The sequence below is a fragment of the Polynucleobacter asymbioticus QLW-P1DMWA-1 genome (assembly GCF_000016345.1).
Taxonomy (GTDB): Bacteria; Pseudomonadota; Gammaproteobacteria; order Burkholderiales; family Burkholderiaceae; genus Polynucleobacter; species Polynucleobacter asymbioticus.
This window is the reverse complement of record NC_009379.1, coordinates 749,311-772,347: the sequence shown is the minus strand read 5'-3', so window position 1 is coordinate 772,347 and position 23,037 is coordinate 749,311. Positions and strand designations below refer to the sequence as shown.

At 45.7% G+C, this 23,037-nt stretch carries 26 protein-coding genes; 9 read left to right on the top strand and 17 right to left on the bottom strand.

Translation table 11 applies throughout. The features are described 5' to 3' along the window. Positions 1–4: 4 nt before the first annotated feature. The 15 genes from PNUC_RS04020 to PNUC_RS03950 all read right to left on the bottom strand — a co-directional run bounded on the left by PNUC_RS04020 (position 5) and on the right by PNUC_RS03950 (position 13,416). A complete protein-coding gene (locus PNUC_RS04020) occupies positions 5–679 on the bottom strand; it encodes a phosphoribosylanthranilate isomerase (RefSeq protein ID WP_011902614.1) in 675 nt (224 codons plus the stop codon). A gap of 26 nt (positions 680–705) precedes the next feature. Continuing rightward, on the bottom strand, positions 706–1,533 hold the full coding sequence (gene truA / locus PNUC_RS04015; RefSeq protein ID WP_011902613.1) for a tRNA pseudouridine(38-40) synthase TruA: 828 nt from the start codon (positions 1,531–1,533) through the stop codon (positions 706–708). 9 nt (positions 1,534–1,542) lie between these two features. Next, complete coding sequence (locus PNUC_RS04010; RefSeq protein WP_011902612.1) at positions 1,543–2,919, bottom strand: FimV/HubP family polar landmark protein; 1,377 nt, start codon at positions 2,917–2,919, stop codon at positions 1,543–1,545. Positions 2,920–2,936: 17 nt separating this feature from the next. Then, positions 2,937–4,094 carry an aspartate-semialdehyde dehydrogenase gene (asd, locus tag PNUC_RS04005; protein WP_011902611.1) on the bottom strand — a complete coding sequence of 386 codons (1,158 nt, stop codon included), beginning with the start codon at positions 4,092–4,094 and terminating at the stop codon, positions 2,937–2,939. 48 nt (positions 4,095–4,142) lie between these two features. Next, positions 4,143–5,213, bottom strand: a complete 1,071-nt coding sequence (gene leuB / locus PNUC_RS04000; protein WP_011902610.1) for a 3-isopropylmalate dehydrogenase — start codon at positions 5,211–5,213, stop codon at positions 4,143–4,145. 23 nt (positions 5,214–5,236) lie between these two features. Then, on the bottom strand, positions 5,237–5,884 hold the full coding sequence (leuD, locus tag PNUC_RS03995; protein WP_011902609.1) for a 3-isopropylmalate dehydratase small subunit: 648 nt from the start codon (positions 5,882–5,884) through the stop codon (positions 5,237–5,239). A gap of 35 nt (positions 5,885–5,919) precedes the next feature. After that, a complete protein-coding gene (locus PNUC_RS03990; protein WP_011902608.1) occupies positions 5,920–6,126 on the bottom strand; it encodes a hypothetical protein in 207 nt (68 codons plus the stop codon). Between the two features lie 10 nt (positions 6,127–6,136). Further along, positions 6,137–7,546: a 3-isopropylmalate dehydratase large subunit gene (leuC, locus tag PNUC_RS03985; RefSeq protein ID WP_011902607.1), complete on the bottom strand. Its 1,410-nt coding sequence runs from the start codon at positions 7,544–7,546 to the stop codon at positions 6,137–6,139. 17 nt (positions 7,547–7,563) lie between these two features. Continuing rightward, on the bottom strand, positions 7,564–8,877 hold the full coding sequence (gltA, locus tag PNUC_RS03980) for a citrate synthase (RefSeq protein ID WP_011902606.1): 1,314 nt from the start codon (positions 8,875–8,877) through the stop codon (positions 7,564–7,566). Between the two features lie 82 nt (positions 8,878–8,959). Next, the gene (locus tag PNUC_RS03975) at positions 8,960–9,229 is read right to left on the bottom strand and encodes an FAD assembly factor SdhE (protein ID WP_011902605.1); all 270 of its coding nucleotides are present in this window, start codon (positions 9,227–9,229) and stop codon (positions 8,960–8,962) included. After that, the gene (locus tag PNUC_RS03970) at positions 9,226–9,930 is read right to left on the bottom strand and encodes a succinate dehydrogenase iron-sulfur subunit (RefSeq protein ID WP_011902604.1); all 705 of its coding nucleotides are present in this window, start codon (positions 9,928–9,930) and stop codon (positions 9,226–9,228) included. Before PNUC_RS03970 ends, PNUC_RS03975 begins: the two co-directional genes overlap by 4 nt. 17 nt (positions 9,931–9,947) lie before the next feature. Further along, on the bottom strand, positions 9,948–11,726 hold the full coding sequence (sdhA, locus tag PNUC_RS03965; protein WP_011902603.1) for a succinate dehydrogenase flavoprotein subunit: 1,779 nt from the start codon (positions 11,724–11,726) through the stop codon (positions 9,948–9,950). Positions 11,727–11,730: 4 nt separating this feature from the next. Beyond that, positions 11,731–12,096 (bottom strand): succinate dehydrogenase, hydrophobic membrane anchor protein, encoded by a 366-nt coding sequence (sdhD, locus tag PNUC_RS03960; protein ID WP_011902602.1) that lies wholly within the window; start codon positions 12,094–12,096, stop codon positions 11,731–11,733. Between the two features lie 24 nt (positions 12,097–12,120). Then, positions 12,121–12,540: a succinate dehydrogenase, cytochrome b556 subunit gene (gene sdhC, locus PNUC_RS03955; RefSeq protein WP_011902601.1), complete on the bottom strand. Its 420-nt coding sequence runs from the start codon at positions 12,538–12,540 to the stop codon at positions 12,121–12,123. Positions 12,541–12,672: 132 nt separating this feature from the next. Next, complete coding sequence (locus PNUC_RS03950) at positions 12,673–13,416, bottom strand: GntR family transcriptional regulator (RefSeq protein ID WP_223245949.1); 744 nt, start codon at positions 13,414–13,416, stop codon at positions 12,673–12,675. Positions 13,417–13,562: 146 nt separating this feature from the next. Here PNUC_RS03950 and PNUC_RS03945 point away from each other — a divergent pair, with 146 nt between their 5' ends. Continuing rightward, entirely contained in the window at positions 13,563–14,552 is a 990-nt protein-coding gene (locus tag PNUC_RS03945) for a malate dehydrogenase (RefSeq protein WP_011902599.1), read from the top strand. 21 nt (positions 14,553–14,573) lie between these two features. Beyond that, a complete protein-coding gene (locus PNUC_RS03940; protein ID WP_011902598.1) occupies positions 14,574–14,948 on the top strand; it encodes a hypothetical protein in 375 nt (124 codons plus the stop codon). A 65-nt stretch (positions 14,949–15,013) separates the two neighbouring features. Here the strand turns inward: PNUC_RS03940 and PNUC_RS03935 are convergent, their stop codons facing one another. Further along, positions 15,014–16,225 (bottom strand): DUF2863 family protein, encoded by a 1,212-nt coding sequence (locus PNUC_RS03935; RefSeq protein WP_011902597.1) that lies wholly within the window; start codon positions 16,223–16,225, stop codon positions 15,014–15,016. After that, on the bottom strand, positions 16,225–17,001 hold the full coding sequence (yaaA, locus tag PNUC_RS03930) for a peroxide stress protein YaaA (protein WP_011902596.1): 777 nt from the start codon (positions 16,999–17,001) through the stop codon (positions 16,225–16,227). Before yaaA ends, PNUC_RS03935 begins: the two co-directional genes overlap by 1 nt. A 94-nt stretch (positions 17,002–17,095) precedes the next feature. Between yaaA and PNUC_RS03925 the strand changes: the two genes are divergently transcribed. The 7 genes from PNUC_RS03925 to PNUC_RS03895 all read left to right on the top strand — a co-directional run bounded on the left by PNUC_RS03925 (position 17,096) and on the right by PNUC_RS03895 (position 23,031). Next, positions 17,096–18,295 (top strand): pyridoxal phosphate-dependent aminotransferase, encoded by a 1,200-nt coding sequence (locus tag PNUC_RS03925; protein ID WP_011902595.1) that lies wholly within the window; start codon positions 17,096–17,098, stop codon positions 18,293–18,295. A 34-nt stretch (positions 18,296–18,329) separates the two neighbouring features. Continuing rightward, a complete protein-coding gene (locus tag PNUC_RS03920) occupies positions 18,330–19,037 on the top strand; it encodes a glutathione binding-like protein (RefSeq protein WP_048812229.1) in 708 nt (235 codons plus the stop codon). Position 19,038: 1 nt separating this feature from the next. Continuing rightward, positions 19,039–19,893: a 3-hydroxybutyryl-CoA dehydrogenase gene (locus PNUC_RS03915; protein WP_011902593.1), complete on the top strand. Its 855-nt coding sequence runs from the start codon at positions 19,039–19,041 to the stop codon at positions 19,891–19,893. Between the two features lie 39 nt (positions 19,894–19,932). After that, positions 19,933–20,412 (top strand): DUF3429 domain-containing protein, encoded by a 480-nt coding sequence (locus PNUC_RS03910; RefSeq protein WP_048812079.1) that lies wholly within the window; start codon positions 19,933–19,935, stop codon positions 20,410–20,412. Between the two features lie 4 nt (positions 20,413–20,416). Further along, on the top strand, positions 20,417–21,730 hold the full coding sequence (locus PNUC_RS03905) for a replication-associated recombination protein A (protein WP_011902591.1): 1,314 nt from the start codon (positions 20,417–20,419) through the stop codon (positions 21,728–21,730). Between the two features lie 11 nt (positions 21,731–21,741). Beyond that, positions 21,742–22,368: a 2-hydroxychromene-2-carboxylate isomerase gene (locus PNUC_RS03900; protein WP_011902590.1), complete on the top strand. Its 627-nt coding sequence runs from the start codon at positions 21,742–21,744 to the stop codon at positions 22,366–22,368. An 87-nt stretch (positions 22,369–22,455) separates the two neighbouring features. After that, entirely contained in the window at positions 22,456–23,031 is a 576-nt protein-coding gene (locus PNUC_RS03895) for a peptidylprolyl isomerase (RefSeq protein WP_011902589.1), read from the top strand. The last annotated feature ends 6 nt before the right edge of the window (positions 23,032–23,037 follow it).

The following is a 23,037-nucleotide window of genomic DNA, read 5'->3' as shown; positions in this document are numbered from 1 at the left end:
ATTATTAGGATGATGCTTTCGCATCTGCCGCGCGCACTGCTTTTATAAAGTCAGCCATGAGCACAGAATCTTTAACACCCTTGCTGCTTTCTACGCCACTAGAGACGTCAACTGCGCAAGGATGTAGGCGAGCAATAGCCTCGCCCACGTTGTGCGTGTTCAATCCACCACTCAAAACGACCCGAGGCGCGTTTTCGCTTACCCATGTCTGTGGAATTCCTTGCCAATCAAAAGGAACGCCCCCTCCACCGTAACCCTCAACCAGGGCATCGAGCAAAAAGGCGTTTGCATCCCCATATTGTAGGGAAAAATCGTCAAATGCGAACTGCCCCCCTACTCGTGCGGCCTTCATCCAAGGCTCGCCTGCAGCTAGCTCAGCACAGCGCTCTGGGGTCTCATCCCCATGAAACTGCCATAAAGTAATCGAGGCAGCAGCCCGAATAGCAGCAAATTGCTCATCCGTGGCATTTACTACGAGCCCGACAGCATCTACCCCTGTTGGTAACCGAGAAATGAGTTGGGCAGCAATATTCGGGCTTACAACGCGGACGCTTGGAGGATAAAAGACAAAGCCAACAGCATCTACCCCTGCTGAAACAGCAGAATCGATATCAGCAGCCGTCCTTAAGCCACAGATTTTTACCCTAGTTCGGCCGGGAGAATATGTCAGTAAGCCCATAAATCAATGATAAGGCCTAGAGCCGTTTATTTCCCGATGACATTGGTTGGAAGCCACGCGTTTTCCAGCCAAGGCTGCGGGATTGCAAATTCTTCTGGATATTTAATTTTGGCTAAATATAGACCATCCGCCATAAAGGTAGGTGCAGCGATTTGCCGATTCTTAGCAGTCAATACCTCAGCCATCCACCCAGACTGTTGTCTGCCCTGACCAATTTGCAAAAAACAACCAACAATATTACGGATCATATGGTGCAAAAAGGCATTACCCCGAATACGGAAATACACCCATGGTTCCTGAGAAATAATGTCAATAGCGTAAATGGTTTTTACAGGCGTTTTACTCTGGCACTCCGAAGAACGAAATGAGCTGAAATCATGCTCTCCGATTAAACACTCAGCCGATTTTTTCATGGCCTCAACATCAAGGAATTGATCCGGGGGTAGCATGAGATAGCCTGCGCGAGCATTGACTATCGGTGAACGGCATGGTCCAGCATGCAACGCATAAATATAAGTTCGTTCATATGCAGAAAAGCGCGCGCTAAATTCTTCTGGCACCTCTTTTGCCCAATTCACCACAATGGATTTAGGCAAAAAGGTATTTACACCTCTTACCCAAGAAAAATCTTCACGCCCTACATTGGTATCGAAATGCACTACTTGCCCTAGGGCATGAACCCCAGTATCGGTTCTTCCGGCAGTAATCGTATGCACTGGAAATGCCTTCGCTTCTTCGCCAATAAAAGCAGTCAGCGCCTTTTCTAGCTCATCTTGAATGGTAGGCTGATGAAGTTGGGTTTGCCAACCAGCATAAGGACTACCATCGTATTGGAGACCAAGTGCTATTCGCATTGTTTTACCTTAGGCCTGGCGATGCGACAGCTCCGCCAATAATCCTTGCGCTTCAATCGTTATAGCAGGATCAACCGTATTGCTAACTCGCAATATCTCCTCTAAAGATTTTTTAGCAGCAGAAAAATCTTCAATCGTGATGTAGGCACGTGCAAGGTTTAATTTGACGCGTAAGGTATCTGCCAATGGATTTGAAGCGGGAACTTGAGCATTGACTGAGGATTCTTTTACGGGCTTAGATAAATCGAGATCGATGCCTGCAAACAAGGCCTTAGTGCGATCCGGTATTTCAAATGGCGCATTGTGCGCGGCTTTCTGAGGAGCATGTTCTACCTTAGCCTCAAAACTAGGTGCTTCAGTACGACGCGCATTACGCGCCAAAGCCCACAATAAAAGGCCAGTCAACGCAATTAAACCAATCGCCAAAATAGCGGGGCCAAAGCCACCTAAACCAAAATTACTATCAAGTGCTTTTTTCTCTTTTGACTTATCGAGCAAACGCTGCAGATCAGTAATATTTTTCTCTAGCTCAGCAACGCGCGCCTTCGCTTGCTCAAGCTCCTTCTCTTGAGCTACAAGATCTTCTGTATAACGACGCTCCTGGGCATTACCATCGGTGCTGGAGCCAATCTTTAAACGATCCTTGGGGCTTGCATTCTCATCTTTGTCGGCAGACTTCTGCGATCTATTTGATCCATCTATTGCATCATGGTCTGCACGCCATTGTTCATTCGCATCAGCAACAAACTGACTGGCTTCGGCTGGGCTAATAGAGCGCAAGAGAGCTTGGCTGGGTTTATTTAACTCAGCACCAGCTGCTAAACGATTGATGCTGCCGCTGGCAAAGGCATCTGGATTGGCTTTGTAGAGCGCCATAATCGTTTGATCTAGGCTGGCACCATCTAACTGCGGCGTCATTAATGCAGCTATCTCAGATAAGGTTTGACCAGGTTTTACAGTAACCTTTTGAGTGTCGCCAATTAACAAGGTATAGGTTTTAGTAATGCTACCGCTCGCCCAATTGAGAGTAATCAGCAAATCCAAAAAAGGATCATCCGTCATTGGCACGGCATTAACAGTCTCGACCAATACCATCAATTGTTCTTGACGATTACGGTAGACCATCGCCTGAGGATTGAGGTCTAGAATTTTTTGTGAGATTCCCAGACGCTCATAAGTCGGTTTACTGGCTAAGGCTACCTTTAGGGAAGCTAGATCCACCTGCTCATCAACAGCAAGACGAATGGGGATTTCAACACGAAGTGGTTCGCCTGGACGAGATTGCAACAGAGGCGAACCCAAAGAAACAGCCCATACCGAACATGCCCAGCTTAGCCATACACAGCAAAGTACTTTAACAAAGCGCGTAAAGCTAAATTGAGTCATTGTCCGCTTGCTTCCAATTACTTCTCAAGCAAAATTCTGAGCATGCGACGCAATGGTTCGGCTGCACCCCACAACAATTGATCACCTACGGTAAAGGCGCCCAAGTATTCTGGACCCATCGCCATCTTATGAAGACGGCCGATGGGCACAGTCAACGTCCCGCTCACTGCTGCTGGCGATAAATCACGCTCAGTAGTTTCGCGATCATTGGGAACTACTTTTACCCATTGATTGTCATTGGCTAAAATAGCTTCGATTTCCTTAAGGGGAATATCTTTTTTCAACTTCACAGTTAAACCTTGTGAGTGACAACGCATTGCGCCAACCCGGACACATAAGCCATCAATTGGAATGCTACCAGGTGTGCGGAATGCAGGACGGCCCAAGATCTTATTGAACTCAGCGCCACCCTTCCACTCTTCTTTAGTCTGGCCATTCTCTACTGGAACATCAATCCATGGAATCAAGCTACCAGCCAAGGCAGTATTACGGAAATTTTTCTTTGGAAAATCAGCGGAGCGCAATGTCTCAGTAATCTTCCGATCGATATCCAAAATCCATGATGAAGGATCAGCCAACTCTGTTGCAACGCTATCGCGTAAGGCACCCATTTGCAATAAGAGCTCACGCATATTTTGAGCGCCAGCCCCAGAGGCAGCCTGGTAAGTCATAGCGCTAATCCATTCAACCATATCGGCCTTAACCAAACCACCCATAGCCATCATCATCAAGCTCACGGTGCAGTTACTACCAATCCAATTTTTACCGCCAGCAGCCAATGCTTTATCAATGACGGGACGATTGACCGGGTCTAAGACCAAAACAGCGTCATCTTTCATACGCAATGCACTCGCTGCATCGATCCAATGACCATTCCACCCTGCTGCACGTAGTTTAGGGAAGATATCGTTGGTGTAGTCACCGCCTTGGCAAGTCAAAATAATGTCGCATCGTGACAATGCTTTGATGTCATTTGCATCTTGCAAGGTGCTTTCGCTCTTGGTGACTTTTTGACCATTAAGCAATGGCACTTCGCCACCTGCCTGGCTAGTACTAAAAAATACCGGCTCGATGAAATCAAAATCTTTTTCAGCCAGCATGCGCTCCATGAGAACGCTTCCAACCATTCCACGCCAGCCAACTAAACCTACCAAAGGTGTTTTTGTATTTGCCATGATCTAACTATCTAGTAAATATATTGATGTTTATCCGTTGCTACCGTATTAAGCCAGAGCGGCAACTACAGCATCGCCCATTTGCACTGTCGTTACCTTCTGAGTTCCTTCGGTATAAATATCAGCAGTACGTAAACCTTGAGCCAGCACTTTTTGAACCGCTTTTTCAATGCGATCTGCTTCTGCAGGCATTCCTAAGGAATAACGCAACATCATTGCAGCGGACAATATAGTTGCCAATGGGTTTGCAATTCCTTTGCCAGCGATATCGGGTGCAGAACCATGGCTAGGCTCATACAAGCCCTTATTGTTCTTATCCAAAGAAGCTGATGGCAGCATACCAATGGAGCCAGTCAACATTGCCGCCTCATCTGACAAGATATCGCCAAATAAATTTCCCGTCACCACAACATCGAATGCTTTAGGCGCCTTTACTAACTGCATGGCTGCGTTATCGACATACATGTGAGACAACTCAACGTCAGGATACTCTTTAGAAATACGAATCATGACTTCACGCCAGAGCTGTGAAGTTTCCAATACATTCGCTTTATCTACGCTACAAACTTTCTTACCGCGTTTGCGCGCAGCTTCAAATGCAACGCGACCAATGCGCTCTACTTCTGGCTCGCTGTAATGCATGGTGTCATAACCTTCACGCGCGCCTTTAAACAAAGGCAATTCTGATGTACGAATTCCACGTGGTTGACCAAAATAGATATCGCCATTCAGTTCACGCACAATCAAAATATCTAAGCCGCCAATAATTTCTGGCTTAAGACTAGATGCAGCAGTGAGCTCTGGATAGCAAATGGCCGGACGGAAGTTGGCAAACAACTCTAAGTGTTTACGTAATCCTAAGATTGCTTGTTCAGGGCGAAGTTCGCGTGCGAGTGTGTCGTATTTCCAGTCACCGACAGCGCCGAACAAAATAGCATCTGCTTTTTTAGCAAGTTCAAGAGTGGCTGGTGGCAAAGGGTGGCCAGCAACATCATAAGCAGCCCCGCCTACTGGCGCTTCCTCTAAATCAAACTTTGGACCAAGCGCATGGAGCACTCGAACGGCTTGAGCAACGATTTCCGGGCCGATACCATCGCCCGGGAGAACTGCAATTTTCATGAAAGGCCTTTAACTCAATAAAATTACGGCAATTGTGTCGCAAGCCAAGGCATCTTCAAAATGCGCTCAGCTTCATAAGCCTTGATTTTATCTGCATGTTGCAGGGTTAAACCAATATCGTCTAGCCCGTAGAGTAGGCAATGCTTACGGAATGGGGCCACATCAAAGCTATATGCTGTGCCATCAGGCGTAATGACCTTTTGGCCTTCTAAATCGATGGTGAGCTGGTAACCGTTAAATGCCTGAGTTTCATTAAATAAATGGTCTACCTGCATCTCAGTCAACACAATTGGCAGAACACCATTTTTGAAACAGTTGTTGTAGAAGATATCGGCAAAGCTAGGGGCAATTACGGCCCTGAAGCCAAATTGATCTAATGCCCAGGGAGCATGCTCACGAGAGCTGCCGCAACCAAAGTTTTTGCGAGCCAGCAAAATACCAGCGCCTTTATAGCGTGGCTGGTTAAGAACAAAGTCTGGGTTAATGGGACGCGTGCTGCAATCTTGGCCAGGTTCACCATGATCTAAATAGCGCCATTCATCAAACAAGTTCTGACCAAAGCCAGTCTTTTTGATGGACTTTAAAAACTGCTTCGGAATAATGGCATCGGTATCCACATTCTCGCGATTAAGCGGAGCAACCAAACCTTTGTATACCGTAAATTTTTCCATGATTCTGACTTTGACTCTAGATGAAATCGAATGAATTACTTCACTGGGGTAACAACAACATCTTTACCCTTAGTTTGTGATTGATTGCTTTGGGATGAGTTAGAGCCGCCCATTGAGGTGCCCATATTTTGTAAATCTTTTCCCATACCTTCCATCGTGCTGCTACATGCGGCAATGACTAAACCAGCAATACCAACAATGGTAAGTTTGGCAATTAAAGAAACAGGTGAAAATTTGTGCACGCGATAACCTCTATGAAATTTTACGAACGTCAACAAAATGACCTTCGATTGCAGCTGCCGCAGCCATTGCTGGGCTAACTAAATGGGTTCTGCCGCCATTACCCTGACGACCTTCAAAGTTCCGGTTAGAGGTTGAAGCACACCGCTCACCTGGCTCTAAACGATCAGCATTCATTGCCAAACACATAGAGCAGCCTGGCTCACGCCATTCAAAGCCGGCAGCTTTAAAAATACGATCTAAACCTTCACGTTCCGCCTGGGCTTTAACCAAGCCAGAGCCAGGAACTACTAATGCTAACTTCACATTAGGCGCTACCTTCTTACCAAGGCGGTCTACAACCTTAGCAGCCGCGCGGATATCTTCGATGCGACTATTGGTGCAAGAGCCGATAAAAACCTTATCAATCGTAATACTGCTTAATGGCGTATTAGGAGTAAGGTTCATATACTCTAAAGCACGTTCCATTGCAGAGCGCTTATTTGGATCTCGTTCTTTTTCTGGATCAGGAATGCGTTCACTAATAGCGAGAACCATTTCTGGTGAAGTACCCCAAGTGACTTGAGGAGCAATTTCTTCTGCACGCAATTCCACAACAGCATCGAACTTAGCATCTGCATCAGTGTGCAAAGTTCTCCAATATTGCAGAGCTTGTAGCATCGCAGGCCCCTTAGGTGAGTATGGGCGACCTTGAATATATTCGATAGTAGTTTCGTCAACAGCAACTAAACCAGCGCGGGCGCCAGCTTCAATCGCCATATTGCAAAGCGTCATACGACCTTCCATAGAAAGGTTTCGAATAGCTTCACCGGCGAACTCGATGGTGTAACCAGTGCCGCCGGCTGTGCCAATCTTCCCAATCACAGCAAGCACAATATCTTTAGCAGTAGAGCCTGGCTGCAAACGGCCATCAACACGCACCAACATATTCTTGCTCTTTTTCATGAGCAACGTTTGAGTGGCTAATACATGCTCCACTTCGGAGGTTCCAATACCAAACGCTAAGGCTCCAAAGGCGCCATGCGTACTTGTATGAGAGTCACCGCATACCACTGTCATACCAGGTAAGGTTGCACCCTGCTCTGGCCCAATGACGTGAACAATTCCCTGACGGGTATCGTTCATCTTGTATTGAGTGATACCAAAAGCATCGCAGTTTTGATCCAAGGTATCTACTTGAAGCTTTGAGATTGGATCTGCAATTCCTTCGGAACGATCAGTAGTAGGAACGTTATGGTCACTGACTGCTAAATTAGCAGAGATGCGCCAAACAGGACGACCAGCCAAATTCAGACCTTCGAACGCCTGAGGACTGGTTACCTCATGCAATAGCTGACGGTCGATATAGATCGTGGCTGTGCCATCCTCTTCAGAGTAAACAACGTGGTCATCCCACAATTTGTCATAAAGCGTACGAGACATGAGAGACCTTAAAACCCTTATTTGCGAACAGTAATGTTAGGAACTTTGCGTGCAGTTTCACCAACATACAACTGACGTGGACGTCCAATTTTGTACTCAGGATCAGTGATCATCTCTTCCCACTGAGCAATCCAGCCAACTGTTCTTGCCAAGGCAAAGATACAGGTAAACATTTCAGTTGGGATGCCCAAGGCGCGCTGAACAATGCCGGAGTAGAAGTCTACGTTTGGATAAAGCTTACGGCTAACGAAATAATCATCTTCCAAAGCAATCTTCTCAAGAGTCATTGCCAACTTGAACAATGGATCATCCTGCAAACCTAATTCATTCAATACTTCGTAGCAAGTTTCACGCATCAACTTAGCGCGTGGGTCAAAGTTTTTATAAACGCGGTGGCCAAAGCCCATCAAGCGAACACTAGAGTTCTTATCTTTGACTTGAGCAATAAATTCGTCAATCTTTTCAACGCCACCATTGGCTTGGATTTCATTCAACATCTGCAAGCAGGCTTCATTTGCACCGCCGTGAGCTGGGCCCCAGAGGCAGGCAATACCAGCAGAGATAGCAGCAAAAGGATTTGTGCCAGAAGAGCCACACAGACGAACCGTTGAAGTAGAAGCATTTTGCTCATGGTCTGCATGCAATGTGAAGATGCGGTCCAAAGCACGTACCAATACTGGGTTTACTTTGTACTCTTCACAAGGTGTTGCAAACATCATGCGCATAAAGTTTGCTGTATATGACAAAGAATTATCTGGATAGATAAATGGCTGTCCTACAGAGTACTTATAGGCCATGGCAACTAGAGTTGGCATTTTCGCGATCAAGCGAATTTGCGCGACTTCACGTGCTTTAGGTTGACTGTAATCAATTTCATCGTGGTAGAAAGCAGCCATTGCGCCAACCAAACCGGTCAATACCGACATTGGATGTGCGTCACGACGGAAGCCACGCAAGAAGAATTGCATTTGCTCATGAACCATAGTGTGGTGCATGACCATTTCTTCGAAACCTTTTTTCTCTGTCGCATTTGGCAGCTCGCCATTAATCAAGAGATAGCAAACCTCTAAAAAGTCACAGTTATGCGCCAAGTCTTCGATAGGGTAGCCGCGATAGAGCAACTCACCCTTATCACCATCGATGTAGGTAATTTTGCTATTGCATGACGCAGTAGAAAGGAAGCCTGAATCATAAGTGAACTTACCAGTCTGACCGTAGAGCTTACGAATGTCGATTACATCAGGACCAACAGTCCCTTTATAAATTGGCAGATCAATATCTGGAGTACCGTCCGAAAACGAGAGCTTTGCCTTGATGTCCGATTCAATCATTTCTAATCCTTAGTCATTCAAATTGATGATTAATACACTATTCGATCACATGCTATTACTGCCACTGCACCAAAATGCTGATTTATTTCTCTCTCAGCTTCTGTAAAACCGCCTTAAAGGAGGCTGTTTCCATCTCCTTCTCCAGTGTTGGTACAGAATCTTTACGCCCAATTAACAAGTCCATCAGATCGTTGTCCTCTAGTGCCAATAACTGGCTCAATACATTTCCATCTTCTACGCTTAGCTGTGCGCCGTAGCGCTCAAAGAAACGTTGCAGAATTAAATCGTTCTCCAGCAATCCCCTGCGGGCATCACTTTTTAAACGATATAACTCTGCATTACCGAGGGTCATACCGCCCTACGAACCATCAACTCCTTGATCTTGCCAATTGCCTTAGTTGGATTCAAATGCTTAGGACATACGTCCACGCAATTCATAATCGTATGGCAACGGAACAATCGGTATGGATCCTCTAAGTTATCCAAGCGGCGCGCAGTATCTTCGTCACGGCTGTCGGCAATAAAGCGATACGCCTGCAACAAACCAGCTGGACCGACAAACTTATCTGGATTCCACCAGAAAGATGGGCAAGATGTTGAGCATGATGCGCACAAAATGCACTCATACAAACCATTCAACTCTTCACGCTCTTCAGGGCTTTGGAGACGCTCTTTTTCTGGAGCTGGATTGTCGTTTACTAAGTAAGGCTTGATAGACAAATATTGCTTGAAGAACAAAGTCATATCGACGATCAAATCGCGCACAACTGGCAAGCCAGGTAATGGGCGCAATGTAATAACTTTTGGCAGAGTCAACATATTGGTTAAACAGGCCAAGCCATTTTTGCCATTGATGTTCATTGCATCTGAACCACAAACGCCTTCACGGCATGAACGACGATAAGAAATCGTTTCGTCTTGTTTCTTCAAAGAAATTAAAGCATCTAACAACATACGCTCGCCAGTAAGTTCTAACTCATAGCGTTGCATGCGCGGCGCAGCATCGACATCTGGATCGTAGCGGTAAATTTCGAATATACGGATATCACTCATTTTCTATTTCTCTTCGCTTAGAAAGTACGTTCTTTAGGAGGGAAGGACTCAACGGTCAAAGGCTTCAATACAACTGGCTTGTAAGACAGCTTATTTCCTTCGCTATACCAAAGGGTATGCTTCATCCAGTTGTCATCATCGCGCTCTTGATGATCATCATGTGAGTGTGCGCCGCGACTTTCTTTGCGGGCTGCCGCAGAAATCATAGTTGCATTTGCAGTCTCAACCAAGTTAGCCACTTCCAAGGCCTCAATACGTGCTGTATTGAAAATCTCTGACTTATCTTTAACCCATAAGTGCTTAGCGCGCTCAGTTAATTTAGCCATTTGACGAACACCTTCGTCCATCAACTCTTGGTTGCGGAATACGCCAGCGTATTTCTGCATGCATTTACGAATGTCATTTGCAACATCTTGTGCATATTCACCAGAAGTGGAGTTATCCAACTTAGCAATACGCTCTAATGTGTGCTGACCAGCATTCTCAGGTAATTTTTTGAACTCACGATTTTTAAGATCCATGGCAACAATGTGATTGCCTGCTGCACGGCCAAATACTAAAAGGTCGAGCAATGAGTTGGTACCCAAACGATTTGCGCCGTGCACTGATACGCATGAGCACTCACCAATCGCATACAAACCATTGACAATTTCGTTATGAATGCCATTGGCAGGCACAACAACTTGACCATTAATATTCGTAGGAATGCCGCCCATTTGATAGTGAATCGTTGGCACTACTGGGATTGGCTCTTTAGTAACGTCAACGTTAGCAAAGTTGATACCGATCTCGTACACAGAAGGCAAGCGCTTCATAATAGTTTCGGCGCCAATGTGCGTTAAATCAAGCACAACGTAATCACCATTAGGACCGCAACCGCGCCCTTCTTTAATCTCTTGGTCCATGCAACGTGAAACGAAATCACGCGGGGCTAAATCTTTATAAGTTGGCGCATATCGCTCCATGAAACGTTCGCCATCTTTATTACGCAAGATGCCGCCTTCACCGCGACAGCCTTCTGTCAGCAACACGCCAGCACCAGCAACGCCAGTTGGGTGAAATTGCCAGAACTCCATATCTTCCAATGGAATGCCTGCACGAGCTGCGAGGCCCATACCATCACCAGTGTTAATAAATGCATTGGTAGATGCATCCCAAATACGGCCAGCACCACCAGTTGCCATCAACACTACTTTGGCTTCGAGAATGTATACCTGACCTGTTTCCATTTCGAGGGCAGTTACACCAACAACATCGCCTTCATCGTCACGGATTAAGTCGAGCGCTAACCACTCAACAAAGAAATTGGTTTTTGCACGTACGTTGCGTTGATACAAAGTGTGCAACATGGCGTGACCGGTTCGGTCAGCAGCAGCACAAGCACGTTGCACTGGCTTCTCACCATAGTTTGCAGTATGACCACCAAATGGGCGCTGATAAATCGTGCCATCTGGGTTACGGTCAAATGGCATACCAAAGTGTTCGAGCTCATAAACGGCTTTTGGTGCTTCACGACACATAAATTCGATCACGTCTTGATCGCCTAACCAGTCAGACCCTTTAATAGTGTCGTAAAAGTGGTAGTGCCAATTGTCTTCACTCATGTTGCCGAGGGAAGCGCCAATACCACCTTGGGCAGCTACCGTATGGGAACGTGTTGGGAATACTTTAGTGAGTACAGCAACATTCAAGCCAGCTTCAGCTAACTGTAACGAGGCGCGCATACCTGAACCACCCGCACCAACAATCACCGCGTCAAAACGGCGGCGTGGCAATGATTTTTGAATTGCAGTCATCTAATTACACTTTCCACAAAATTTGTACGGCATAGGCCGCACAGGCTACGAGATACAGAACGGTCAACACTTGGAGTGTTAAACGAATACTGACCGGCTTGATGTAATCCATCCAGATATCACGGATACCAATCCAAGCGTGATAGAACAAGCTGATGAATGCCAACAACGTCAATAACTTCATGAATTGATTGCTAAAGAGGCTTGACCAGCCTTCATAAGTTGCGCTACCAGTGATGCAGTAGTCAACCAATAAAACAATCGTAAATACCACCATCACAATCGCGGTGACGCGTTGAATGATCCATTCTTTGAGGCCGTAATGCGCACCAACAACTAAGCGCTTTGGTCCAATTTGATAAATAGGCATGAAATTTCCTTAGTGAAGAAACGCTTAGTACAAGCCGAATAATTTAAGACCAACAACCGCAGTCAAAGCCACGCCAAGACAGAATACAAAAATGGCTGAACGATTGGCTTCAGACTTCTCTACGCCGATTTCCAAATCGAGTAAGAGGTAACGGATGCCGGCGCAGAAATGGTGCAAGAAACACCAGATCAATCCAAGACAGACTATCTTCACCAATACATGGCCGGTAATCGCTTGGAACTTTTGATAACTCACTTCAGAAGCGAGGCTCTGGTCTAAAAGATACAAGAGGAACGGCAACATGAGGAACAGTACTGCTCCGCTGATGCGATGAAGAATAGAAACTTTTCCGGCCCAAGGAAGGCGATATTTCACCAACTGGGCTAAACCGATGTTTCGGTAAACCGGTCTATCTTTTTTTACATTTTGCTGTGCTTCAACCATGGGTAATCTCTATCGTTAGGTGGAGGTTCAGTGTGACTTTGTTGTGTCGCAACATATTCTATTGGAAACCTTAAGGGCGGTGGGGATTTTTACGGGTTTATAGGGGTTAATTAGGGGTTTTAACGGATAAATTCAATTCAATTTGTTTTCATAGTGCTGCTCTGAAGTGTCGTATCTGGCATGCCGAATTTCTACTGGTTTATTCCCGTAGGTAAAAGCAACCCGCTCAACCGACAGGAGGGGTGCGCCCAGCGGTAAATTCAGATGCTTTGCCAGGATCTCATCAGCTGACACTGCTTTGATTTTTTCCTCAGCCCTCACCATATGCGTGGCGTACTCACCCTCATAGAAGGCATACATGGGTCCGTGCCACGCGTTCAATGCTTCAAGATCCAAGCCCTTAAAGCGGCCTCCAGGTAGCCAAATCTCTTCAAAAACAATGGGTTGGCCTGCAAAACTTTGTACACGATCAATATGAATAATGGGGTCGCCTGCCTTTAATTTAAGCAAATTGGCGACATATGAGCTAGCTTTGGCTTGTACACAGGCTAGAAATTGATTGGTTAGGTGAAATTTCTCGCCAGAATCAGGCGCCAGACGCAGAAAACGGTACTGCCAGTCATCCTCTTGGTGAGTGGCGACAAATGTCCCTTTGCCTTGGCGACGAACAAGTAGGTTTTGTGCAGCCAACTCATCAATAGCCTTACGAACAGTTCCCTGGCTCACGGCATAGCGAGCCGCCAAGTCCATTTCACTAGGAATAGCGGCGCCCGGCAGCCACTCAGAGGCCTGCAAGCTGGCCAAAATCATCGCCTTAATCTGTTCATACAGAGGGCTAAATGAGGCGATCGGCAAGTTTATTTCTGACAAATTCACTCCATGACGGTTATCAATTGGATAAAATTCACTGTAATTCTAAGTCTTATATAAGACATCATTGACAGTGTAAATGGAAAGTCCATACACTTGAATGGATAATAGAAAAGTTTTCGTTAATTAACCTTCCTCTGGAGTTCTAAGTAATGGCAAAAGCCCCAATGCGTGTCGCCGTAACCGGTGCAGCCGGTCAAATCGGATATTCCCTTTTATTCCGCATCGCCAATGGCGACCTTTTGGGCAAAGATCAGCCCGTAATCCTTCAATTACTAGAAATTCCAGACGAAAAAGCGCAAAAGGCTTTAACTGGCGTGATGATGGAGCTGGAAGACTGTGCATTCCCGCTATTAGCTGGAATGACTGCACACTCCGATCCTATGACTGCATTTAAAGATATCGACGTTGCCCTTTTAGTTGGCGCACGTCCACGCGGACCTGGCATGGAGCGTAAAGATTTGCTCTCAGCCAATGCGCAAATTTTCACAGCGCAAGGTAAAGCATTGAACGCAGTTGCTAAGAAAACTGTAAAAGTATTAGTTGTTGGCAACCCAGCAAACACCAATGCATACATTGCAATGAAATCTGCTCCAGATATCCCTGCGAAAAACTTCACAGCAATGTTACGTCTTGACCACAACCGCGCGCTCTCACAGTTGGCGAATAAATTAAACAAGCCTGTTGCTGATATTGAAAAATTGGTTGTTTGGGGTAATCACAGCCCAACCATGTATCCAGACTATCGCTTTGCAACAATCGATGGCAAGTCAGTAAAAGATAGCATCAACGATGCAGCTTGGAATAAAGATGTTTTCATTCCAACTGTTGGTAAGCGTGGTGCAGCAATTATCGAAGCTCGCGGCTTATCATCAGCAGCTTCTGCAGCAAATGCTGCGATTGATCACATTCACGATTGGGTGCTTGGAACAAACGGCAAATGGGTCACCATGGGCATTCCTTCCAAAGGCGAATACGGCATTCCAGCTGAAGTCATTTATGGCTTCCCTGTCACTTGCGAAAACGGCGAATACAAAATGATCGAAGGATTAGAGATCGATGAGTTTTCCCGTGAGCGCATGACACATACCTTGAACGAATTGCTTGAAGAGCAAGCTGGCGTTAAGCATTTGCTTCCTTAATCCACTCAGGAAATTAAACACATGAAGAAATCCCTTCTCACTATTGGCCTCGCGATTGCATGCCTCATGGGCGCTACTAACGCGAGTGCTGATGAAGAAGCATTTACATGGTCATGCCAAGATAGCAAGCAATTTAAGACGACCGGCTCTTCCGAGAAAGTTCGCTTAACTTGGGAAGCTAAAACGTACGACTTAGAACGTCAAACTTCCTTGCCGGGTAGCTTGCGTTATAAGAACATGAACTCCGGTTTTGATCTTGTAGTGCTGGGCAACAAAGCTATGTTGTTCAACATTAAAGCTGGTGTGCGCCTTGCTGATTTCTGCCAAACAGCAGATATGAAAGCCGGTAAGTTGCCACATTTGTTTGCGGGAACAGAGCCTTTTGTGCAAAACTAAGTTTTAAACAAATGAAAGTAAAAAAAAGCCGAGAGTTTCTCGGCTTTTTTCTTGTTCATATTTTCTTAGTGAAACAACGGCTGTTGTGTTGGGGTATCCTCCGGCATTTCTGCATGCACTGCCTCACCTGATCGATCGGGAAATAAGGGCGCGCCACAGTCATCACATAATTCTGGATCAAACAACATCGCATGACGGAAGACATCTTCTACTCCCGCATCATGCAGGGCATCGCAAATCTTCTTGATTGGACTTTCATCATCCGATAGATCATTTAAGGCATCGCTAGAAACACTCTCACGATCATATAAAGGCCAAATCACTCCATACATCACCTCGGATGAGCCTTTAGCACTAAATGAAATTCGGTATTCATCTGCCTGCTCTTCTCCAAAGGCGCCAACAACACAAGATAAGCCCGCAGGCAGAATGCCTAGTGTACTTTCTAAGAAATTCACTCCCGCACGAATGCTGAGTGGACGCACATGCTTATCAGCTAAACGACAATTGGTGAAATACGCCTCTGGCAATAAAAGCTCAAACTCGCAGCCGGGCAACATCGATGCTACTGGTTCATGCATTGCGGTTTGCCATCCAATCAAACTGACGCCACGCTCTTGACGAGCTGGCGATTCTTCTTGCCATTTGAAAATAGGTGAACCGCTAGGAGCGCTTAAGGCGGCAATGATAAATCGTGGATCCGCTAACACCGCAATAGTCTCAGACATGTCGCGCAACTCCAGCTTGACTTCTTTTGCGCAGATTGCCGCACTAGCTAGGGCTTCCATCAAGATGCGTGTCTGGCAATGGGAATGCGGCATTTGATCAATGCTGTAAAGCCAAGGTACTATTGCTAGACGGGCATCGGTGGCAGCTATAGAAGAATGCAGTGCTTGTGCTGTAGCTTCAATCATATTGGTCTGCAAGGGGCCCGAAGGAATTTGATAGCGTGTATGCGCCACAATTGGCATTGCAATTAAAAGAACATCCCACTCTTGATTTTCATGCTCAATCTTTAAAGACTCGGCAAGCGTTTCAGCAGTATCGGCGAGCACTTCAAACGCGACTGTATTAATACGAAATGTCTGATCCAAAGCCGCATCAATCACATTTTGATTTTGACTTTTTAATAAACGCATTAGACGTACCGTAAGCCGCTCTTCCCAAAAGCGGTCCTCAACCTGACTTCCAGAGGCCGCTAAAGAAATAGCATCCGAGACTAATTTTTCAGCCTCAGGAGAGCTACGCTGCGAAGATTTTGTGCGATGTACGGCCATTATTTTCTTTCCGCCCTTCTAAACACAGGTTTATCTATCTTAGATTCAGCAGCAAAGTATTTGTACCCATCTAGATTAAAGCCTTTTAAGTCCTCTGGATCGGTAATGCGATTTTCGACTACATAACGAGCCATCAAACCACGGGCTCGCTTGGCATAAAAAGAAATAATTTTGTACTTACCATCCTTGGCATCCTGAAATATGGGTGCAATCACAGGGCAATCAAGCTCTTTGGGCTGGAGTACCTTGAAATACTCTTCAGAGGCCAGATTGAGCAATACGGGTTTCTTTTGCTTCCCCAGCAGTGCCTTCAGTGAGTCGGTCACCCTTCCACCCCAAAATGCATATAGATCTTTACCGCGGATATTCTTAAGGCTGGTGCCCATCTCCAGACGATAGGCCTGCATGAGGTCTAAAGGACGTAAAACGCCATAGAGGCCTGAGAGTATTCGCACGTGGTCCTGTGCAAAATCAATCGCCTTGGTATTTAGGCTTTTGACATCAAAGCCATCATAAACATCGCCATCAAATGCATAAATAGCCGGCTTACTATTATCTACAGTGAATTTTTTAGACCAATCACGATAGCGTCCCACGTTTAAGACGGCTAATTGGTCGGATAAGCTCATTAACTTCGCCACGTCCTGTGGAGCTAATTTTTTTAGTTCAGCAATCAACTTGGCTGATTCCGAGGCAAACTCAGGCAATGTGGGTGCCTTGACCTTGATTGGGGTCTTGTAATCCAAGGATTTAGCAGGAGAAAGTACGATCAACATGGCACAATTTGTATATGAATTTCTTCCATTCTAGCGACTACCTGATATATCCGCATAAAAGCCCTGTAGGACGTATTTAGCCCATTTTTTATTTATGACCTCACCAAACATCACTCCATCGTTTCCCAGTCGCTTACCCAATGTGGGCACTACGATTTTTACTGTGATGTCGGCGCTTGCCGCAGAACATCAGGCCATTAACTTAGGTCAAGGGTTTCCGGATTTCCCATGCGATCGAAATTTAATTGGCAAGGTGAACGAAGCCATGCTGGCAGATCACAATCAATACCCTCCAATGATTGGTATAGGTGATTTACGAAATGGGATCGCAAAGAAGATAGGTGATTTATATCAGCATCACTATGATCCCGACACTGAAATCACAGTCACTGCTGGCGGCACTCAAGGAATTTTGACTGTCATTCTTTCTTGTGTTGGTCCTGGTGATGAAGTCATCATTATTGAACCCGCATACGATAGCTATCGACCATCTATTGAATTGGCTGGTGGAAAAGCAATTGCCGTTTCCCTGGAAACTATGCGCGATCAAAATGGCCAAGTAGCCTCTTACGTCATCCCATGGGAAGCATTAACAAAAGCGATTAATCCCAAAACACGCCTAATGATTATCAATACACCACACAACCCTACGGGTATGGTTTGGCAAAAGGCAGACTTAGATCGTTTAGCGTCCTTGTTAAAGAACACCTCAACCCTAGTCTTAAGCGACGAAGTGTACGAGCATATGGTCTACGATGGCGCCAAGCATCACAGCGTTGCCTCGCATCCAGAGCTGGCGGCCAGAAGCTTTTTGATTTCTAGTTTTGGTAAAACTTACCATGTCACGGGCTGGAAGGTCGGTTATGTTGCTGCCCCCGCCTCTTTAACAGCAGAGTTTCGCAAGGTTCACCAGTTCAATGTATTTACTGTAAATACACCAATGCAATATGGGCTAGCATCTTACCTTTCTGAAGCAGCACATTATTTGAATCTTCCAGACTTCTACCAGGCAAAGCGTGATTTCTTTAGGGCTGAATTAGAGAAAACAGGATTTAAGCAATTACCTACACCTGGAACTTATTTTCAATGCGTTGATTACACGGCGCTCAATATTCCTGAAGCAAAATTACCAGAAGCAGAATTTTGCAAATGGCTCACTACCGAAGTTGGTGTAGCAGCGATTCCGGTTTCCGCTTTTTATCAAAAGCCTACCGAATCCGGTGTGGTCCGTTTTTGTTTTGCCAAACAAGAAAAAACTTTAGCTAGCGCCTTGCAACGTTTGCAATCACTGTAAAAAAGAGAAGAAGATGAGTAAAAAAAATAAAGATGTGATTGATGTTTATAGCTGGCCAACACCTAATGGTCATAAAGTTCACATCATGCTCGAAGAGTGTGGCTATCGCTTGGGTCGAGACTGGATAGCTCACCCTATTGATATAGGTGCAGGTGATCAATTTACCCCTGACTTTTTGAAGATCAGCCCAAACAATAAGATCCCAGCAATTACTGATCCCAATGGTCCGGATGGAAAATCTATTCACGTCTTTGAATCGGGTGCCATTCTTCTATATCTAGCTGGTAAGACTGGAAAATTTTTACCCAAATCGGCCCGTGGGAAATACGAAGTATTGCAATGGCTCATGTTCCAAATGGGTGGCTTAGGCCCCATGCTTGGGCAAAATCACCACTTTCGACTCTATGCGCCTGAGAAAATTGAGTACGCCATTAATCGCTATACCAATGAAGCAAAGCGGCTATATGGGGTCTTAGATACCCAACTGAAAGATAATCCATATATTGCCGGTAAAACCTATTCCATTGCCGATATTGCCATTTATCCCTGGACTCGGAATTGGAAAAATCAGGGAATCGATCTTGAAGATTTTCCTAACTTTAAGCGTTGGTATGAAATGGTTGGCAAACGCCCTGCAGTAATCCGCGGGTGTGAGGTATTAACATCATTACGTAAGCCCTTGCATGATGACAAAGCAAGAGAGCAGTTATTTGGATCAACCCAGTATCAAAGAAAGAAATAAGATGAAGATTCAATCAGTAGGTGTAATCGGCGCAGGTACCATGGGAAATGGTATCGCTCAAGTATGCGCAGTAGCTGGTTTAGATGTTGTGATGGTAGATATTAATGATGCCGCTGTTCAACGCGGACTGGATCAAATCAGTAAGAGCTTGGATCGTCTTGTAAAAAAAGAAACCTTAACGCCTGAAGCAAAGGATGCAGCTCTGAAGCGCGTCAAAGGAAGCGCTTCTTATGCCGACTTCAAGGGTCTGGAGCTAGTGATTGAGGCTGCGACTGAGAATCAGGCTATCAAAGAAAAGATTTTGAAACAAGTCGATGAGATCGTCGGTAAAGAAACTATTATTGCCACCAATACTTCATCGCTTTCTATTACCAAGTTAGCTGCGTTGGATTCCAATCCTGCACGCTTCATTGGCATGCACTTCTTCAATCCCCCGCCCTTGATGGCACTAGTTGAGGTAATTCGTGGATTGCAAACAAGTGACGAAACACATGCAGCTATTATTGAGATGGCTAAGCGTATTGGCAAAGAACCCATCACCGTAAAGAACTCACCCGGGTTTGTTGTTAACCGCATCTTGCTTCCAATGATTAATGAAGCCTTCTTCGTGCTTTCTGAAGGTTTAGCTAGCCCTGAAGATATCGATGCCGGCATGAAATTGGGCTGCAACCAACCTATTGGACCGCTTGCACTCGCAGACCTAATCGGTCTTGATACCTGCCTTGCAGTAATGGAAGTGTATTTTGAAAACTTCAGCGACTCTAAATATCGTCCGTGCCCTCTTCTTCGTGAAATGGTTGCAGCAGGTTACCTCGGTCGTAAAACTGGTCGTGGCGTTTACACCTACGACAAATAAACTATTCGTCATTTTATCAATCTAACCATCAATCCTCTTGTGAATCCCCTTCCACCTCTTGTTCGCAAATTAGCATATGCCGGCCTGATCCCTTTTGTAGGGTTGGCACTGATGGTGCAACTAGCACCTACACCTGTGAACTATCTCAGCGCAGAGTCTTTAGCGGGATATGGCGCCATCATCACCTCCTTTATGGGAGCTTTGCATTGGGGTGCAAGTCTTCATACTCTAGGCAAGCCTCTCACAGGAGATCGTTGGGTCGATCGTAATGCGTGGATATGGGGAGTGATACCCGCTTTGGTTGCATGGGTTGCTCTTCATATTTATATACCAGTGGGTTTACTAATTCTGGCAGCCATGCTCATCATCCAACGTAGTATTGATCAAAACACCTACCGTTATTATTTTTCAGATGATGTAACTCGTGCAGCCTTTATGACCATGCGCAATCGCTTAACTTATGTTGCGGTAGCTTGCCTTACCTGGGCTGCAGTAGTCATCCTCTTTATTCAAGCATGATGCAATGAGCGGTCTTTTTGATAGCACGCCAACGCCACCATTAGCGGAAGCGCTCCGTCCAAAAACGATCACTGAAGTCATTGGACAAACCCATTTACTAGCCACTGGCAAGCCCCTGAATTTGGCCTTTGCCTCTGGTAAGCCGCACTCAATGATTTTATGGGGGCCTCCAGGCGTAGGAAAAACTACCTTGGCGCGCTTATCAGCCAAAGCCTTTGACCGCGAGTTCATTGCAATCTCAGCTGTATTGGCTGGTGTAAAAGAAATTCGTGAATCTATCGAGCAAGCCCAGCAAAATATGGCGCAATATGGCAAACAAACGATTTTGTTTGTTGATGAGATCCATCGCTTCAATAAAAGTCAACAAGATGCCCTCTTACCTCATGTGGAATCAGGCTTATTTACTTTTATTGGCGCCACTACTGAAAACCCCTCTTTTGAGGTTAACTCTGCCCTACTTTCAAGAGCACAAGTCTATGTACTGAAATCATTAAGCGCGGATGAGCTCAAGCAACTATTTGATCGTGCCCATCAATTTGCAATGCCAGACGTCACGTTTGAAGATAGTGCTACAGAAACCCTCATCTCGAATGCTGATGGTGATGCCAGACGCCTTCTCAACTTGGTTGAGCAAATTCGGAATGCGGTTACCACTCCTGGAGCAGAAGTAGCTTCAGTGAACCAGGCATTCGTTGAGAGCGCGCTCAGTGCACAAGCGCGACGCTTTGATAAAGGTGGCGATCACTTTTATGATCAAATTTCTGCGCTCCATAAATCTGTCAGAGGGTCAGACCCGGATGCATCCCTGTATTGGTTCTGTCGCATGCTTGATGGTGGAGCAGACCCACGCTATTTAGCCCGGCGCATCATTAGAATGGCTTGGGAAGATATTGGACTTGCCGATCCTCGAGCAATGCAAATCGCAAACGATGCTGCACAAACTTTTGAAAGGCTCGGCTCTCCTGAGGGTGAGCTCGCTTTAGGTCAAGCGGTAGTCTATTTGGCGGTTGCCTCTAAAAGCAATGCGAGCTATAACGCCTTTAATGCAGCGCGTGCCTATGTGGCCAACGATCAATCCAAGCCAGTCCCAAATCATCTACGAAACGCACCTACTAAGCTCATGAAAGAGCTTGGACACGGCAAAGCCTATCGCTACGCGCATGATGAACCCCATGCTTATGCCGCCGGTGAAACCTATTTTCCTGATGGCATGGAGAATCCTCGTTGGTATGAACCAGTAGAGCGCGGCCTTGAGAGCCAGATCAAAGAGAAGATTGCTTTTTTACGCAAGCTAGATTCTGAACATAAAAAGAAATAAAAGGATTTCGGATGAGCGCTAAATTACCAGCCACTTTTTACTATGACATCATCTCCCCATTCGCTTACCTGTATGTCAAGCAAAGATATCGCCTTGAAGATAAGCTTGATATCACGCCCGTTCCAGTTCTATTGGGTGGCTTACTAAGAGCAACGGAAAATATTGGGCCCGCTGAAGTCACCGAAAAACGCCCTCATACCTATCATTTTTGTATCTGGCAGGCCGAGAGACTGGGCATCCCCTTCCGCTTCCCTGAACGTCATCCTTTTTTAAGTGTTGCTCCTCAGCGTTTGCTTCTTGAGCTTAATGCAGATTGGCAAATGGTAGAGCGTGCTTTTGACTTTGTATGGCTTGAAGGCAAAGACCCGACGCTTTCTTGGTCTGAGTTTTGTGCTTATCTTGGCCTAGGAGCCAATACCCCCAAACCCGAAAGCCCAGAAGTCAAAGCAGCCTTGGTTTCCAATACCAATAAAGCAAAAGCTGATGGTGCGTTTGGAGTCCCCGCTCTTATCCTCAATCAGCACTGTTTTTGGGGCCTGGACACCATTGACTGGACCCTGGATTACCTTGAAAGACCCGGCATGTTTGAGGAGGCCCCATACGCCTTTGCCAGCACTATTCCAAACGGTCTAAGGTAATCCACTTACCCCACGGTGATATTGCATCGATTTATTAATTGGGCAATACAATCATTAGTATTCATTTCAATTACTCAGGGAGTTTTCATGCGCAAACTATTTGCCAGCCTTATTTTGATTGCTAGCTGCTTCGCTAGCCAAGCAGCGATTGCAGGTCCTAAGGTTGAATTTAAAACTACTTTAGGTAATTTTGTTGTGGAATTAGATTCAGATAAAGCGCCGAAGACAACCGCTAACTTTTTAAACTATGTAAAAAGCGGTTTCTATAACGGCACTATTTTTCACCGTGTCATTGATGGCTTCATGATTCAAGGTGGTGGATTTACACCTGACCTCACTCAAAAGCAAACCGATGCTCCGGTTGCTTCAGAAGCTCAAAATGGTTTAAAGAACAATGCTTACACCATTGCTATGGCTCGCACTTCGGATCCCGATTCAGCTACTGCGCAATTTTTTATTAACGTCAAAGATAACCAGGCGCTTGATTATCCCAATGCCATGGGAAATGGTTACACCGTCTTTGGAAAAGTGATTTCAGGCACGCAGACTATTGATGCCATCCGCAAAGTGCCCACTATGGTTGCCCCTACACCACGCATGGGTCGCATGTCTGATGTCCCGACTAACCCAGTCATCATTCAATCAGCGACCATCCTGAAATAATTCAGC

Excerpts from the sequence above, each read along its gene's own strand:
- PNUC_RS04020 (WP_011902614.1), bottom strand. The coding sequence starts at position 679 with ATGGGCTTACTGACATATTCTCCCGGCCGAACTAGGGTAAAAATCTGT.
- truA (WP_011902613.1), bottom strand. The coding sequence starts at position 1,533 with ATGCGAATAGCACTTGGTCTCCAATACGATGGTAGTCCTTATGCTGGT.
- PNUC_RS04010 (WP_011902612.1), bottom strand. The coding sequence starts at position 2,919 with ATGACTCAATTTAGCTTTACGCGCTTTGTTAAAGTACTTTGCTGTGTA.
- asd (WP_011902611.1), bottom strand. The coding sequence starts at position 4,094 with ATGGCAAATACAAAAACACCTTTGGTAGGTTTAGTTGGCTGGCGTGGA.
- leuB (WP_011902610.1), bottom strand. The coding sequence starts at position 5,213 with ATGAAAATTGCAGTTCTCCCGGGCGATGGTATCGGCCCGGAAATCGTT.
- leuD (WP_011902609.1), bottom strand. The coding sequence starts at position 5,884 with ATGGAAAAATTTACGGTATACAAAGGTTTGGTTGCTCCGCTTAATCGC.
- leuC (WP_011902607.1), bottom strand. The coding sequence starts at position 7,546 with ATGTCTCGTACGCTTTATGACAAATTGTGGGATGACCACGTTGTTTAC.
- gltA (WP_011902606.1), bottom strand. The coding sequence starts at position 8,877 with ATGATTGAATCGGACATCAAGGCAAAGCTCTCGTTTTCGGACGGTACT.
- PNUC_RS03975 (WP_011902605.1), bottom strand. The coding sequence starts at position 9,229 with ATGACCCTCGGTAATGCAGAGTTATATCGTTTAAAAAGTGATGCCCGC.
- PNUC_RS03970 (WP_011902604.1), bottom strand. The coding sequence starts at position 9,930 with ATGAGTGATATCCGTATATTCGAAATTTACCGCTACGATCCAGATGTC.
- sdhA (WP_011902603.1), bottom strand. The coding sequence starts at position 11,726 with ATGACTGCAATTCAAAAATCATTGCCACGCCGCCGTTTTGACGCGGTG.
- sdhD (WP_011902602.1), bottom strand. The coding sequence starts at position 12,096 with ATGCCTATTTATCAAATTGGACCAAAGCGCTTAGTTGTTGGTGCGCAT.
- sdhC (WP_011902601.1), bottom strand. The coding sequence starts at position 12,540 with ATGGTTGAAGCACAGCAAAATGTAAAAAAAGATAGACCGGTTTACCGA.
- PNUC_RS03945 (WP_011902599.1), top strand. The coding sequence starts at position 13,563 with ATGGCAAAAGCCCCAATGCGTGTCGCCGTAACCGGTGCAGCCGGTCAA.
- PNUC_RS03940 (WP_011902598.1), top strand. The coding sequence starts at position 14,574 with ATGAAGAAATCCCTTCTCACTATTGGCCTCGCGATTGCATGCCTCATG.
- PNUC_RS03935 (WP_011902597.1), bottom strand. The coding sequence starts at position 16,225 with ATGGCCGTACATCGCACAAAATCTTCGCAGCGTAGCTCTCCTGAGGCT.
- yaaA (WP_011902596.1), bottom strand. The coding sequence starts at position 17,001 with ATGTTGATCGTACTTTCTCCTGCTAAATCCTTGGATTACAAGACCCCA.
- PNUC_RS03925 (WP_011902595.1), top strand. The coding sequence starts at position 17,096 with ATGACCTCACCAAACATCACTCCATCGTTTCCCAGTCGCTTACCCAAT.
- PNUC_RS03915 (WP_011902593.1), top strand. The coding sequence starts at position 19,039 with ATGAAGATTCAATCAGTAGGTGTAATCGGCGCAGGTACCATGGGAAAT.
- PNUC_RS03905 (WP_011902591.1), top strand. The coding sequence starts at position 20,417 with ATGAGCGGTCTTTTTGATAGCACGCCAACGCCACCATTAGCGGAAGCG.
- PNUC_RS03900 (WP_011902590.1), top strand. The coding sequence starts at position 21,742 with ATGAGCGCTAAATTACCAGCCACTTTTTACTATGACATCATCTCCCCA.
- PNUC_RS03895 (WP_011902589.1), top strand. The coding sequence starts at position 22,456 with ATGCGCAAACTATTTGCCAGCCTTATTTTGATTGCTAGCTGCTTCGCT.